Origin of the sequence: Nocardia alba NBRC 108234, from assembly GCF_001612665.1 — a bacterium.
Classification (GTDB): Bacteria; Actinomycetota; Actinomycetes; order Mycobacteriales; family Mycobacteriaceae; genus Nocardia; species Nocardia alba.
In genome coordinates this window covers 99,165-115,646 of sequence record NZ_BDAX01000010.1, presented here as the reverse complement: position 1 = coordinate 115,646, position 16,482 = coordinate 99,165, and the positions used below count along the sequence as shown (strand labels likewise).

The 16,482-nt window shown below is 70.5% G+C and carries 1 protein-coding gene (cut by a window edge); it reads left to right on the top strand.

The genetic code is table 11. The features are described from left to right. Positions 1-16,482, top strand: partial view of a non-ribosomal peptide synthetase gene (locus NA12_RS13215; RefSeq protein ID WP_067449620.1) — the end only. Its footprint begins 27,645 nt before the window's first position; only the last 16,482 of its 44,127 coding nucleotides appear in the window; its start codon lies beyond the left edge, outside the window; its stop codon occupies positions 16,480-16,482.

Below are 16,482 nucleotides of genomic sequence, written 5' to 3'. Positions count from 1 at the left end.
GGTGTGCAGGTCGTGCTGCCCGCCGGTCAGCTGCCGATCTCGCTGCACCCGATCACCGTCGGCGAGGACGAGATCCGCGATCGCATCAGCGAACTCGTGCTGGCCGGATTCGACGTGACCACCGAGGTTCCGGTGCGCGCCGAACTGCTGCGCGTCGCGGGCTCGATGGACGGCTCGCACCCCGACACCCACGTGCTGGTCTTCGTGGTGCACCACATCTCCGGCGACGGCTGGTCGGTGCGACCGCTGGCCCGCGACGTGATGATCGCCTACGCCGCCCGCGCACGCGGTGAGGCGCCCGGCTGGGCCCCGCTGCCCGTGCAGTACGCCGATTTCGCCCTGTGGCAGCGCGAAACGCTCGGCTCCGAAGCGGATTCGGCGTCGATGATCGCCCAGCAGGTGGCCTACTGGTCGCAGAACCTGGCCGGGCTGCCCGACCAGCTCGATCTGCCCGCCGATCGGGCCCGTCCCGCTGTCGCGTCCAATCGCGGTGGCGTCCACGAGTTCTCGATCGACCCCGCGCTGTCGGCCGGCCTCAACGCGCTGGCTCGCGAACACGGCGCCAGCCTGTTCATGGTGGTGCACGCCGCGTTCGCCGCGCTGCTGGCTCGTTTGTCGGGCAGTGACGACATCGCCATCGGCACCGCGGTCGCCGGTCGTGGCGAGGCGGTGCTCGACGATGCCATCGGCATGTTCGTCAACACCCTGGTCCTGCGCAGCGCCGTCGACCCGGCGCAGCCGTTCACCGAACTGCTCCACCGGACCAGGGAGAACGACCTCGCCGCGTTCGGCCATGCCGATCTGCCGTTCGAGCGGCTCGTCGAGATCCTCAACCCGGCGCGTTCGCAGGCCCGCCATCCGCTGTTCCAGGTGATGCTGTCCTTCCAGAACACCGGGGAGGCCTCCTTCGAACTGCCCGGCCTCGAGGTCGCGGGCGTGCCGCTGGATGTGGTCACCGCCAAGTTCGATCTGCACCTGAACCTGGCCGATCGCCACCGCGCCGACGGGTCCGCCGACGGCATGACCGCCGAATTCGCCTACGCGACGGACATGTTCGACGCAGGCACCGTCGCCACCCTCGCGCAGCGCCTGGTGCGGATACTGACCGCCGTCGTGGCCGAACCCGCGCGCGCGATCGGTGAGATCGCCCTGCTCGCCCCCGCCGAACACCGACAGGTGATCACCGACTGGAACGCCACCGCGCACCCGGTCGACCAGGCCGCCACGCTGGTGTCGATGTTCGAGGCACAGGCCGCGACCAGCCCGAACGCGACCGCCGTCACCTTCGAGGGGACGAGTCTGTCCTACCGCGAGTTCACCGCCCGGGTGAACCGCTTGGCACGCCACCTCATCGCCCAGGGCGTCGGCCCGGACACCATGGTCGCGCTCGGCATGCGCCGCTCGCTGGACCTGGTGATCGGCATGTACGCGGTGAGTGTGGCCGGTGGCGCCTATGTGCCGCTCGACCCCGACCACCCGGCCGAGCGCACCCACTACGTGCTGGAGACCGTGGCGCCGGTGTGCGTATTGACCACTGCCGGTGACGAATTCGACGCGGGCTCGACCACCGCGCTCGACATCGAACGCCTGGATCTCTCGGGCTACTCGGACGCGCCGGTCACCGATGCCGAGCGGATCGCGCCGTTGCGTCCGCAGAACACGGCGTATGTGATCTTCACGTCGGGTTCGACGGGTCGGCCGAAGGGTGTGGCGGTCAGCCATGGCGCGATCGTCAACCGTTTGGTGTGGATGCAGCAGGCTTACGGTCTGACCGGGGCCGATGTGGTGTTGCAGAAGACTCCGGCGACGTTCGATGTGTCGGTGTGGGAGTTCTTCTGGCCCTTGCAGATCGGTGCGCGTCTGGTTGTCGCGAAGCCGGACGGTCATCGTGATCCGGCCTATCTGGCCGAGATCATCGCCACCGAGGGCGTCACCACCGCGCACTTCGTGCCGTCGATGATGTCGGTGTTCGTCGCCGAACTCGCCGAGTCCACCGCCGTCGCGCTCGCCGACGGTCCGCAGGTCGCGAGCAGTCTGCGCCTGGTGTTCGCCTCGGGTGAGGCGCTGCCCGCGCCGACCGCCCAGCGGATGCGCGCCCTCACCGGTGCCGCCCTGCACAACCTGTACGGCCCCACCGAAGCCGCCGTCGACGTGACCTTCCACGAGGTCACCGACGCCGACACCACCTCGGTGCCGATCGGCGCGCCGGTCTTCAACACCCAGGTGTACGTGCTGGATTCGCGTCTGCACCCAACGCCCGTCGGCGTCCCCGGCGAGCTCTACCTGGCCGGTGTCCAGCTGGCGCGCGGCTACGTCAACCGCCCCGACCTCACCGCCGACCGCTTCGTCGCCGATCCGTTCGGGACCGACGGCGCGCGCATGTACCGCACCGGCGACCTCGTCGCGTGGACCGCGGACGGTGAGCTGGAGTACCTGGGCCGCACCGACTTCCAGGTGAAGCTGCGTGGTCTGCGCATCGAGCTCGGCGAGATCGAGTCCGCGCTCACCGCGCTGCCCGCGATCGCGCAGTCGGTCGTGGTCGTGCGCTCCGACGATCGCCTCGGCGACCAGTTGGTCGGCTACCTGATCCCGGTGGCCGGTACGAGCGTCGACCTCGACGCCGTGCGCGCCGAACTCGGCGGTGCGCTGCCGACGTACATGGTCCCCACCGCGTTCGTGATCCTGGATGCCTTCCCGCTCAACGCGTCCGGCAAGCTCGACCGCAAGGCGCTGCCCGCGCCGGTGTTCGAGGCCAAGGTCTTCCGCGCGGCGTCCACCCCGATCGAGGAGATCGTGGCCGGCACCTTCGGCGATGTGCTCGGGGTGACCCGGGTCGGCGCCGACGACGACTTCTTCGAACTCGGCGGCAACTCGCTGCTGGCCACCCAGGTCACCGCCCGCATCGGCGCGGCTCTGGACACCCAGCTCTCGGTCCGCGACCTGTTCGAGGCCTCGACGGTCTCCGCGCTGGCCGCCCGCGCCGAGCACAACGCGGGCTCGGGCCGCGCCCGTCCGCGCCTGACCGCGGGGGAGCGGCCCGCCGTCATCCCGCTCTCGCCCGCCCAGCAGCGCTACTGGTTCCTCAACCAGTTCGACACGTCCACCTCCGCGGTCGACAACATCCCCCTCGCGGTTCGCCTCACCGGTGAGCTCGACGTGCCCGCCCTCGAACAGGCCATCGGCGACGTGTTCGCCCGCCACGAGATGCTGCGCACCACCTACCCCGGCTCGCCCGACGGCCCGCATCAGGTGATCCTGCCGGTCTCGCGCAGCCGTGCCGTGGTGCACCACATCACGGTCACCGAGGCCGAATTGCTCGGCAGCGTCATCGAATTCGCGATGACCACGTTCGACGTCACCCAGGAGGTGCCGCTCAAGGTCGCGCTGTTCGCACTCGACGCGACCGACCACGTGCTCGCGTTCACCGTGCACCACGTCTCCGCCGACGGTTCCTCGATGGGCCCGCTGGCCCGCGACATCATGGCCGCCTACGTGGCCCGCGTGCAGGGCGAGGCGCCGCAGTGGGCAGCGCTGCCCGTGCAGTACGCCGACTACGCGCTGTGGCAGCGCGAGGTCCTCGGCGACGAGACCGACCCGGAATCGCTCGCGGCCAAGCAGGTCGCCTACTGGAGCGACGCGCTCGCCGGGCTGCCCGATCAGCTCGAACTGCCCGCCGACCGGCCGCGCCCGCCCGCGCAGTCGTTCCAGGGCCAGGCCATCCGCTTCGAGATCGACCCGGCCCGGCACGCGGCCCTGCACGAGCTGGCCAGGGCGAACAACGCCTCGCTGTTCATGGTCGTGCACGCCGCGCTCGCGGTGCTGCTCGCCCGCCTGTCGGGTACCGACGACATCGCCGTCGGCACCCCCATCGCTGGCCGTGGTGAGCGTGAACTCGACGATCTGATCGGCATGTTCGTCAACACCCTGGTGTTCCGCACCGCCGTCGACTCCGGCGCCTCCTTCGCCGAACTGCTCGCCGACGTGCGCAACCGCGACCTCGAGGCCTTCGCCAACGCCGATGTGCCGTTCGAGCGGCTCGTCGAGGTGCTCAACCCGGTCCGCTCCACCGCCCGCAACCCGCTGTTCCAGGTGGGCCTGTCGTTCCAGAACCTGGCCGACACCACCTTCGAACTGCCGGGTCTCACGGTGAGCGCCGTCGACTACGACTCGCAGCTGGCCAAGACCGACCTGCACGTCACCCTGTACGACCGCTACACCGACGACGGCGCACCGGCTCAGCTGGTCACCGAATTCGGTTACGCCATCGACCTGTTCGACGAGTCGACGGTCCAGAGCTTCGCCGACCGTTTCCTGCTGGTCCTGGACGCGGTCGCCGCCGACGCCACCATCGCGGTCGGCGATATCGACCTGCTCACCGCGCCGGAAGCCGAGCGGATCGTCACCGCGTGGAACGCCACCGCGCACGCGGTCGACACCGACGCCACCCTGGTGTCGTTGCTCGACGCGACCGTGGCCGCCACTCCCGACGCCATCGCACTCGTCGTGGACGAGCCGGAATTCGACAGTGGCACCGCGGAAGCGGACGCCGCCGGTACGGCACGGCGGGTCGGTCGCTTCGTGGGCGGACGCCGCGAGCTGACCTACGCCGAGCTCGACGCCGAGGTCAACCGCCTCGCGCGGCAGCTGATCTCGCGTGGCATCGGCGCCGAGGATCGGGTGGCACTGGCCATCCGTCGCTCCGCCGAGCTGATCATCGCGATGTACGCGGTGGCCCGCGCGGGTGCGGCGTATGTGCCGATCGACCCGGATCAGCCCGCCGAGCGCACCGACTACATCCTGGAAACGGCCGCGCCCGCGGTGGTGCTCACCACGGCGAACGCCGAATTCAGCACGGCGGCAGCCGAAGTGGTCGTCCTCGACGAGCTCGACCTGCGCGAGGTGAGCGCCGCCGCGATCACCCGCACCGTGGTCCCCGCGAACACCGCGTACGTGATCTTCACGTCCGGCTCGACCGGCAAGCCCAAGGGCGTCGCGGTCTCGCACGGCGCGATCGTCAACCAGTTGCTGTGGGAGACGGCCGAATTCGGTATCGGCGCCGACGACGCGGTGCTGCTCAAGACCGCCGCCACCTTCGACCTCTCGGTCTGGGAGTTCTGGACCGCCGCCGTCGCGGGCGCCCGCCTGGTGGTCGCCACCGCCGACGGCCACCGCGACCCGGCCTACCTCAACGATCTGATGCGGGCCACCGCCGTCACCACGCTGCACGTGGTGCCGTCGATGCTCGACGCGCTGCTCACCGAATCCGGAGCGGCACTGCCGCGTACGTTGCGCCGTGTCCTCGCGATCGGCGAGGCGCTGCCCGCCGCCACCGCGCAGCGGTACCGCGCGGCCAACGCCGCCGCGCTGTTCAACCTGTACGGCCCGACCGAGGCCGCGGTCTCGATCACCAGCCACGCGGTCACCGACGCGGACACGGTGTCGGTCTCGATCGGCGCACCGGAGTGGAACAGCCGTGTCTACGTGCTGGATTCGCGTCTGCGCCCGGTTCCGGTCGGCGTCTCCGGCGAGCTGTATCTGGCAGGCTCCCAGCTGGCCCGCGGCTACTACGGTCGCGCCGACCTCACCGCCGACCGTTTCGTCGCCGACCCGTTCTCGGTGACCGGCGAGCGCATGTACCGCACCGGCGACCTCGTCGCCTGGAACGCCGAGGGCGAACTCGACTACCGGGGCCGCACCGACTTCCAGGTGAAGATCCGCGGCTTCCGTATCGAGCTCGGCGAGATCGAGGCCGCGCTGCTGCGTCGGCCCGGCCTCACCGCCGCCGCTGTTCTCGCCAATACCGATCCCGTTGTCGGCGACCGTCTGGTCGCCTACGTCGTGGCCGAGACGGCCGTCGACAAGCTGGCCCTGCGCACCGCGCTGGCCGCCGAACTGCCGTCGTACATGGTTCCGACCGTGTTCCTGCAGCTCGACGCGCTGCCGCTCAACGCCAACGGCAAGCTCGATCGCAAGGCGCTGCCGGAGCCCGAGATCGAGAAGGCCGTGTTCCGCGCGCCGGTGAGCCCGAGCGAACAGCTCGTCGCGGCGACCTTCGCCGAGGTGCTCCGCCTCGACGTCGGGCAGTTCGGCCTCGACGACGACTTCTTCGCCTGGGGCGGTAACTCGCTGCTGGCCACGCAGGTCGCCGCCCGCCTCGGCGCGGCACTCGACACCCGCATCCCCGTTCGCCTGCTGTTCGAGGCGTCCACGGTGGCCGCCCTGGCCCAGCGGGTCGAGCAGCACGCGGAAACCGGTGATCGCAAGGCGCTCACCGCGGGTCCGCGCCCGGAGCACATCCCGCTCTCGCTCGCCCAGCAGCGGATGTGGTTCCTCAACCGCTTCGACACCCAGTCGGCTGCCTACAACGTGCCGGTCGCGGTCCGCCTCACCGGCGACCTCGACGTCGCCGCGCTGCGGGCGGCGGTCACCGACCTGGTGACCCGCCACGAGATCCTGCGCACGATCTACCCGCAGACCGAAGCCGGTGCGGCACAGGTGATCCTGTCGCCCGCGCAGGCCGCGCCGGAACTGATCGAACGTACCGTCGCGGCCGACGAGGTGGAATCGGCGGTGGCGGAACTGATGTCGACGATGTTCGACGTCACCGTCGAGGTGCCGCTCAAGGTAGCGCTGTTCCGGGTGCGAGACGTGGTAGCAGAGGGCGATGCGCACGAGGCCTCCCCGTCGTCACGCTTCGCCGCCGGGAACATCGCGGGCGACTTCGTGCTCGCTCTGGTCGTGCACCACATCTCCGGTGACGGATCCTCGGTCGCCCCGCTGACCCGCGACCTGATGACCGCCTACGCGGCCCGCTCCATGGGCTCCGAGCCCGGCTGGGCGCCACTGGCCGTGCAGTACGCGGACTACAGCATCTGGCAGCGCGACCTGCTCGGCAGCGAGGACGACGCCGACTCGATGGCGTCCAAGCAGGTCGCGCACTGGAAGCAGGCGCTGGCGGACCTGCCCGACCAGCTCGACCTACCCGCCGACCGGCCGCGCCCCGCGGTACAGACCTTCGCGGGCAGCAAGGTCGACGTCCAGATCGACGCCGACACCCACCGCGCGCTGGTCGAACTGGCCCGCGCCGAGGGCGCCACGCTGTTCATGGTCGTGCACACCGCCCTCGCGGTGCTGCTGGCCCGCCTGTCGGGCACCGACGACATCGCCATCGGCACCCCGATGGCCGGACGCGGCGAAGCGGCGCTCGACGACATGATCGGCATGTTCGTCAACACCCTGGTGTTCCGCACCAGGGTCGACGGCGGCGAGGCGTTCACCGAACTGCTGGCCCGCCAGCGTGAAGACGACATCGCGGCGTTCGCCAACGCCGACGTGCCGTTCGAGCGCCTGGTCGAGGTGCTCAACCCGGTTCGCTCCACCGCGCGTCACCCGCTGTTCCAGGTCGGCCTGTCGTTCCAGAACCTCAGCCGCGCCACCCTGGAGCTGCCCGGTCTCACGGTCTCCGGCCTCGACATCGCCACCGAGCTGTCGCAGTTCGACCTGCACCTGATCGCCACCGACCGCTACGGCGATGCCGGTGAGCCGGAAGGCATCTCGGGTCTGTTCACCTACGCCACCGACCTGTTCGACCACGCCACGGTCGAAGGCTTCGTGCAGCGGTTCGTCCGGCTGCTCGGCGCGATCGTCGCCACGCCGCGCACCGCGGTCGGCGACATCGAACTGCTGGCCCCGGCTGAACGCGAGCAGATCCTCGACACCCGCAACGCCACCGCCTACCCGGTCGACACCGAGGCCACCCTGGTCTCGCTGCTCGACGCGTCGGTGGCCGCCGATCCGAAGGCGACCGCCCTGGTCACCGACGATGGCGCCCAGCTCACCTACACCGAACTCGACGCGAGGGTGAACCGCCTCGCGCGGCACCTGATCGCGCTGGGCGTGGGCCCGGAGTCCAGGGTCGCGCTGGCGATGCGCCGCTCGGTGGACCTGGTCGTCGCGATGTACGCGGTGGCCAAGTCCGGTGGCGCGTACGTGCCGGTCGACCCCGATCAGGCGGCCGAGCGCACCGACTACATCCTCGCGACGGCGGCACCGGTCTGCGTGCTGACCGACGCCGAGTTCGCCACCGAGGTGGCGCCGGTGCTCCGCGTCGACCAGCTCGACCTCGCATCACTGAGCGCCGCACCGATTTCCGATGCCGAGCGCACCGAACCGCTGCGTCCGGAGCACACGGCGTACGTGATCTTCACGTCCGGCTCCACCGGCCGCCCCAAGGGCGTCGCCGTCGCGCACCGCGCCATCGCCAACCAGCTGCAGTGGAAGGTGCTCGAGTTCGGCATGGACGCCGCCGACGCGGTGCTGCTCAAGACCGCCGCCACCTTCGACCTCTCGGTCTGGGAGTTCTGGTCGGCCGCGGTCTGCGGTGGTCGCCTCGTGATCGCCTCGGCCGACGGTCATCGCGACCCGGCCTACCTCAACGAGCTGATGGCCCGCGAATGGGTCACCACCCTGCACGTGGTGCCGTCGATGCTCGACGCCCTGCTGGCGCAATCGGGCACGGAACTGCCCGATTCGCTGTGGCGGGTGCTCGCCATCGGTGAGGCGCTGCCGGGTTCGCTCGCCCAGCGCTTCCGTACCGAGTTCAGCCGCACCGAGCTGTTCAACCTGTACGGCCCGACCGAGGCCGCGGTCTCGATCACCGCGCACCGGGTGAACGCCGCCGACCAGGTGTCGGTCTCCATCGGTTCGCCGGAGTGGAACAGCCAGGTCTACGTGCTCGACGAGCGCCTGCGCCCGGTGCCCGACGGTGTCGCCGGTGAGCTGTACCTGGCGGGCGCGCAGCTGGCTCGCGGCTACTACGGCCGCGCCGACCTGACCGCCGATCGTTTCGTGGCCAACCCGTTCACGCCGGGTACTCGCATGTATCGCACCGGTGACCTCGCGGCCTGGAACAACCGCGAACTCGACTACCGCGGCCGCACCGACTTCCAGGTGAAGATCCGCGGCTTCCGCATCGAGCTCGGCGAGATCGAGGCCGCGCTGCTCGCGCTGCCCGAGATCGCCCAGGCCGCGGTGATCGCCAAGTCCGACCCGCGCACCGGTGACCGTCTCGTGGCCTACCTCGTCGGTGCTGTATCGAATGGCGATACTCCCGAGGGCGCTGCGTGGTCACGCTCCGCTACCGCCTCCGCGCCCGCCGGTCGCCTCGCGGAAATCGATGTGGCGCAGGTCAAGTCGACGCTCGCCGCCGGGTTGCCGTCGTACATGGTGCCCGCCGCGTTCGTGGTGCTCGACGCGCTGCCGCTCAACGTCAACGGCAAGCTGGATCGCAAGGCGCTGCCGGAGCCGGAGTTCGAGGCGCAGACCTTCCGCGCGCCGTCGACGCCGATCGAGGAGATCGTGGCGGGCGTGTTCGCCGACGTCCTCGGCGTCGAGCGCGTCGGTGCCGACGACGACTTCTTCGCCCTCGGCGGTAACTCGCTGCTGGCCACCCAGGTCGCGGCCCGCCTCGGCGCCGCCCTCGACAGCCGGGTGCCCGTGCGCCTGCTGTTCGAGGCCTCGACGGTGGCCGGTCTCGCGGTGAAGGTCGAGCAGGGCGCAGGCGCCGGTGGGCGTCGCGCGCTGGTCGCCGGACCGCGTCCCGACCAGGTGCCGCTCTCGCTCGCCCAGCAGCGCATGTGGTTCCTCAACCAGTTCGACACCGCGTCCTCGGTGAACAACATCCCCGTCGCCGTCCGCCTGACGGGCGCGCTGGACGTGGCGGCGCTGCAACTGGCCGTCGCCGATGTGCTGGCACGGCACGAGACCCTGCGCACGGTGTACCCGTCGACCGACGGCACACCGCACCAGGTGATCCTGCCGGTCGAGGGCAACGTGCCGGACCTGACGCCGGAAACCGTCGCCCCCGAACAGGTGCGCGACCGGATCGCCGAGCTGATCACCACCGGCTTCGACGTGATCGACGAGGTTCCGTTGCGCGCGAAGCTGATGCGCATCGCGGACGAGGAATTCGTTCTCGTCTTCGTCGCCCACCACATCAGCGCCGACGGCTGGTCCATGGGCCCGCTGACCCGCGACGTGATGATCGCCTACGCCGCGCGCGCCACCGGTGCGGCCCCGGGCTGGGCGCCGATGCCGGTGCAGTACGCCGACTTCAGCGTCTGGCAGCGCGAGGTGCTCGGCGCCGAGACCGACGAGACCAGTCTCATCGCCCAGCAGGCCGACTACTGGAAGCGCGCGCTCGCCGGTGTGCCCGACGAGCTCAACCTCCCGCTGGACCGGCCGCGTCCGAGCACGCAGTCCTTCGCCGGTGGCCGGGTGCTGTTCCCGATCGGTGGCGACATCCACGCCGGACTGTCCACCATCGCCCGCGAGCAGAACGCGACGCTGTTCATGGTCGTGCACACCGCGCTGGCGGTGTTCCTGGCGCGCATGTCGGGCACCGAGGACATCGTCATCGGCACCCCGATCGCGGGCCGCGGCGAGGCCGAACTCGACAACGTGATCGGCATGTTCGTCAACACCCTCGCCCTGCGCACGCAGGTCGGCGGCCAGCGCAGCTTCGCCGAGCTGCTGACCCAGGCCAAGGAAGCCGACCTGGCCGCCTTCGCCCACGCCGACATCCCGTTCGAGCGACTGGTGGAACTGCTCAACCCCGAGCGTTCCACCGCGCGGCACCCGTTGTTCCAGGTGGCGTTGTCGTTCGAGAACCTGCCCGACGCCGGCTTCGAACTGCCCGGTCTTTCGGTCTCGGCCGTCGACTTCGACGTCGACACCGCCAAGTTCGACCTGCTGCTCACCGTGCGGGAAGCCGCGGCCGGGGACGACGCGGGCGCCTACGCCGAGTTCTCCTACGCCAGTGCGCTGTTCGACCAGTCGACGGTGGAGAAGTTCGCGCAGCGCTTCCAGCGTCTGCTCGCCGAGGTCGTCGCCGACACCACCGTCCCGGTCGGTGACCTCGAACTCCTCGACACCGCCGAGCGCGCCGAACTGCTCGCCCGCACCGGCGGTCCCGCCGCCGCGATCAGCACGCTGCCCGAGCTGCTGGCACAGGCCGTGGCGACCAACCCGACCGGTCAGGCGATCGTCGCACCCGGTGAATCGATCGACACCGGACTGGTCGGCGCACTCACCGCGACCGCGATGCCCTCCGACGAGGTAGCGCAGTCGGGCGCGACTCGCTCGCTGACCTACGCCGAGCTCGACGCGGCTTCCTCGCGCCTGGCTCGGGTGCTCATCACGCGCGGCGCGGCACCGGAGACAGTCGTCGCCGTCGCCATGCAGCGCTCGCTGGAAACCACCCTCGCCATCTGGGCCGTGATCAAGTCGGGCGCGGCGTTCCTGCCCGTCGACCCGAAGTACCCGGCCGAGCGCATCGCCCACATGATGTCGGATTCCGGTGCGGCACTCGGCATTACGGTGTCGAGCGAAGTCGACCACCTGCCCGCGCCCGCGCTGGGCGAGTGGCTGGTGCTCGACGACGCGGCGCTGCACGCCGAAGCCGCCGAGCAGTCCGGCGCGCCGATCGCCGACGCGGACCGCCGGGCGGCGGTGCGTGCCACGAACACGGCCTACATGATCTACACGTCCGGTTCGACGGGTCTGCCCAAGGGCGTCGTGGTCACCCAGGCCGGCGTGCCCAACTTCGCCGCCGCCCAGGTCGACCAGTTCGGCCTGACCGCGAACACCCGGACGCTGGCCTTCGCGTCGCCGTCGTTCGACGCCTCGATTCTCGAGTTCCTGCTCGCCGTCGGCTCGGCGGGCGCCCTCGTCATCACGCCGGTCGGTGTGGTCGGCGGCGAGGAACTGGCCGACATCATCGCGGGCCAGCGGTTGACCCACGTGTTCCTCACCCCGCTGGTCGCGGCGTCGATGGAACCCGCGGCACTGGCCGGACTCGAAGCGCTGATCGTCGGTGGCGACAAGGCTCCCGTCGACCTGGTCGCGAACTGGCACAGTGCGGGCACCGACCCGGCGCTGCACCGGTTCTACAACGCCTACGGTCCGACCGAGGCGACCATCGCCACCAACCTGTCCGATCCGCTGCTGCCGGGCGACACCATGAACATCGGCGGCCCGATCGCGGGCGCGACCGTGTACGTGCTCGACAGCCGCCTGCGGCCGGTCCCCGAGGGCGTGGCCGGTGAGCTGTACCTCGGTGGCGTCCCGCTGGCCCGCGGCTACCACGCGCGCCACGCTCTCACCGCCGAGCGTTTCGTGGCCAGCCCGTACGCCACGGGTGAGCGCCTCTACCGCACCGGCGACGTCGTCGCCTGGCGCACGGTGCACGGTGAGCCGGTCGTGGAATACGTGGGCCGCAACGACTTCCAGGTGAAGATCCGCGGTTTCCGCATCGAACTGGGCGAGATCGACGCGGTGCTCACCGCGCACGACGATGTCGAGTTCGCCGCCACCATCGGGCGCACGACCGACGCGGGCGCCACTATCCTGGTGTCCTACGTGCGCGGCGCGGCATCCGAGGACGGCGCCCGGCACGCCGTCGACCCGGCCGCCCTGGTCGAGTACGCGGCGCAGCACCTGCCCGCGCACATGGTGCCCGCCGCCGTGATGGTCCTCGACGAGATCCCGCTGACCCCCGCGGGCAAGCTGGACCGGCGCGCGCTGCCGGAGCCGGTCCTCGCGCCGCGTGAGTTCCGTACGCCGACAAGCGAAGTCGAGGCGATCATCGCCGCGGTGTTCGCCGAGGTGCTCGGGGTGGACGCCGTCGGCCTCGACGACTCGTTCTTCGCCCTCGGCGGCGACTCGATCCTGTCGATTCAGCTGGTCTCGCGGGCCAAGGACCGCGGCGTGCTCTTCAAGCCGCGCGATGTGTTCGACAAGCGCAGCGTGGCCGGGCTCGCCGAGATCGCCGTGCTCGCGGGCGAGGCCGAGCAGATCGTGCTCGAGGAGCTGGCGGGCGGCGGTGTCGGCGATATCCCGATGCTGCCGATCATGCGCCAGATCCTGGCGAGCGGTTCCACCTACGACCGGTTCTCCCAGTCGATGGTGCTCCGCCTGCCCGACAACATCACCGCCGAGGTCCTGCACGCCACCATCGGCGCGGTCCTGGACCACCACGATGTGCTGCGTTCGCGGGTGGCCCGAGACGCCGAGCGGGGGTGGATCTTCGAGGCGTGCGCGCCGGGCGAGATCGACGCGAGCACCCTCGTGCGTCGGGTCGAGGTGTCCGGCGATATCGCCGACGAACAGCTGTCCAAGCTGGCCAGTGTCGAATACGACGAGGCGATGGGTCGTCTCGACCCCGCCAACGCCGCCATGGTGCAGTTCGTGTGGTTCGCCTTCGGCGACAACGCCGACGGACCGCGCCGCCGCGACGCGCTGCTCATCGTGGGCCACCACTTCGTGATCGACGGTGTGTCCTGGCGCATCCTGATCCCGGACCTCGGGATGGCCTGGGGCCAGATCGCGGCGGGCCAGCAGGTGACGCTGCCGGCCAACGGCACCTCGATGCGTCGCTGGGCGCACAGCCTGGTCGAGCAGTCGCCGGACCGTCGCGCGGAGCTGCCGTTCTGGCGCGAGGTCTCGGCCACCGCCGATCCGCTGCTGGGCGCGCGGGCGTTCGACCCGAGGGCGGACACCTTCGCCACCGTCGACCGGGTGCAGGTCACCCTCTCGACCGAGGTCACCGACGCGATCCTCACCGCGATCCCCGGCCTCTACCACGGCGGCGTCAACGACGGTCTGCTCACCGCACTCGCGTTGGCCGTATCCCGTTGGCGCGGAGACGAATCCGGCACGGCGGCCCTGATCAAGCTGGAAGGCCACGGCCGCCAGGAAGAGATCGTCGCCGGTGCGGATCTGTCGCGCACCGTCGGCTGGTTCACCACCGCCTTCCCGGTTCGCCTCGATCTGGCCGGCGCCGATCTCGACGACGCGTTCGCCGGTGGCGCCGCGCTCGCCGACGTGATCAAGTCGGTCAAGGAGCAGATGCTCGCGGTGCCGGACAAGGGCATCGGCTACGGCATGCTGAAGTATCTCGATGGCGCGGATCTGCCGAGCGTCGGCCAGGTCAGCTTCAACTACCTCGGTCGCGCGACCGCGGGCGAGATCCCCGCCGAGCTCGTCGAACTCGGCTGGGTGCCGGTGGCGGATCTGGGTCAGCTCGATGCCGAGATGGACCTGGACATGCCGGCCAACGCGACCCTCGACATCAACGCCATCGTCAACGACGGCGACGAGGGTCCGCAGCTCGGCGCGAACATCGCCTTCCCGAAGGGTCTGCTCAGCGCCGATCAGGCGCAGGAGTTCGCCGACCTGTTCGTGGCCGCGCTCACCGCGCTCGCCACGCACGCCCAGCGGGCCGACGCGGGTGGTTTCACCCCGTCCGATATGTCCCTGATCCGGGTCGGCCAGTCCGATCTGGAGCTGTGGGAGCGCGACTACCCGGCGCTGTCGGAGGTGTGGCCGCTCTCGCCGCTGCAGGCGGGCCTGATGTTCCACGCCATGCTCAGCTCGGCGACCGTCGACGTCTACACCGTGCAGGCCGTCCTCGACCTGACCGGCACCCTCGACACCGAGCGACTGCGCGGCGCGGCCCAGGCCGTGCTCGACCGGTACCCGAACCTGCGGACCGCGTTCGTCACCGATTCGGCCGGTCAGCCGGTGCAGGTGGTGCTCTCCGAGCTCGAGGTGCCGTGGCGCGAGGTCGACCTCACCGAGCTGCCCGTCGACGAGCGGATGCAGCGCATGCGGCAACTGCTGCAAGCCGATCAGGCCGACCAGTTCGACATGGCCACCGCGCCGCTGATCCGCTTCGGTCTCTACCGGATCGCGGAGGGCCAGGCGCACCTGGCGATCACCGTCCACCACATCCTGGTCGACGGCTGGTCCATGCCGCTGCTCATGCGCGACCTGCTCGTGCTCTACGCGGTGCGCGGCGATCTCACCGCGCTGCCGCGCGTGGCGTCCTACCGCAACTTCCTGTCCTGGCTCTCGGGCTGGGATCGCGAAGTGTCGCTGCAGGTCTGGGCCGACGCGCTGGCCGGGGTCGAGGGCCCCACCCAGCTCGCGCCCGCGCCGCGCACCGAGGAGCGCTACGAGCTCGGCAAGGTCATCGTCGAGATCGACAACGACCGCACCAGGGCGCTCGGCAAGTTCGCCGGCGAGCTCGGCGTCACCGTGAACACGATGCTGCAGACCGCGTGGGGCATCGTGGTCGGCCGCCTCACCGGGCGCGACGACGTGGTGTTCGGCGCGACCGTCTCGGGTCGCCCGGCGGAACTGCCCGGCGTCGAGTCGATGGTCGGCCTGTTCATCAACACCCTGCCCGTGCGTATCCGGATCGATGACCGGATGACCGCGGAGAAGCTCACCCAGCGGGTGCAGTCCGAGCAGGCCGAACTGCTCAGCCATCACTTCGTCGGCCTGTCCGATATCCAGCGGGTGGCCGGCATGGGCTCGCAGTTCGACACGCTGGTGGTGTTCGAGTCCTACCCGATGGACAAGGACGCGGTCACCGCGGCGAGCTCGATCGACGGCATGCAGGTCACCGGTGTCGGCCTCGACGACGCGACGCACTACCCGCTCACGCTGGTGGTGATGGCCGAGTCGACCATCGAGATCACGATGAAGTACCTGACCAGTACCTTCACCGCCGACGAGGTCCGCACGCTGTCGCAGCGACTGCTGCGGGTGCTCGACGAGCTGCTCGACAACCCGTCGGGCCTGGTCGGTGACATCGACATCCTCGATGCGAGCGAACGTGCCCAGCTGCTCGCCGATTCCGGGGTGAGCGCCGCGGTGTCGTCGCCGGTTGTCTCCGGTGTCGGCGCGCAGACGGTGGCCAAGGTGCTCGCGGAGGTCGTCGAAGCCGATCCGCAGGCACCGGCGCTGCTGCGCGGTGACAGCGAGATCGCCTACAGCGCACTGGATCGCAAGTCCTCGCAGCTGGCCCGGGTGCTCATCGCGCGCGGTGCGGGTCCCGGCGACGTGGTCGCGATCTCGCTGCCGCGCAGCGTGGATTCGGTGCTCGCGGCCTGGGCGGTACAGAAGGCGGGCGCCGCGGCGCTGTTCGTCGGTGAACTCCCCGGCGTCGAAATCGCCGCCGCCGGAGCTGGTTTCGGGATCAGCGCGTCCTCGGTCGCCGGGGTGGCCGGTCAGTGGTTGGTCATGGCCGATATCGAAGACGAGATCGCCGCGGCCGCGGCCCATCCCGTCTCCTACACCGACCGGGTCCGCCCACTCGCCGAGAACCACCCGGCCTTCGTGCTGGTCGCCGGCGAGGACGTCACGGTCCTCACCCAGTCCGAAGCCGTGGCTCGCGCCGCGCGCCTGCGCGACGAACACAGCATCGACTACGAATGCACCACCTACACCACCCACGCCTCCGGCCCGGCCGCCGTCCAGGAATTCCTGGCCTCGTCCATCGCCGGTGCGCTGTCGGTGCTGCCCAGCGGTTCGGTCGAAGACGACCTGGCCGAGGGCGAGGTCACGCACTGGTTCGTGGCCGCGGGTGAGTCGTCGGACGCGGCCGAGGGAGAGGTCACGGTGATCGTCGCCGAGTAG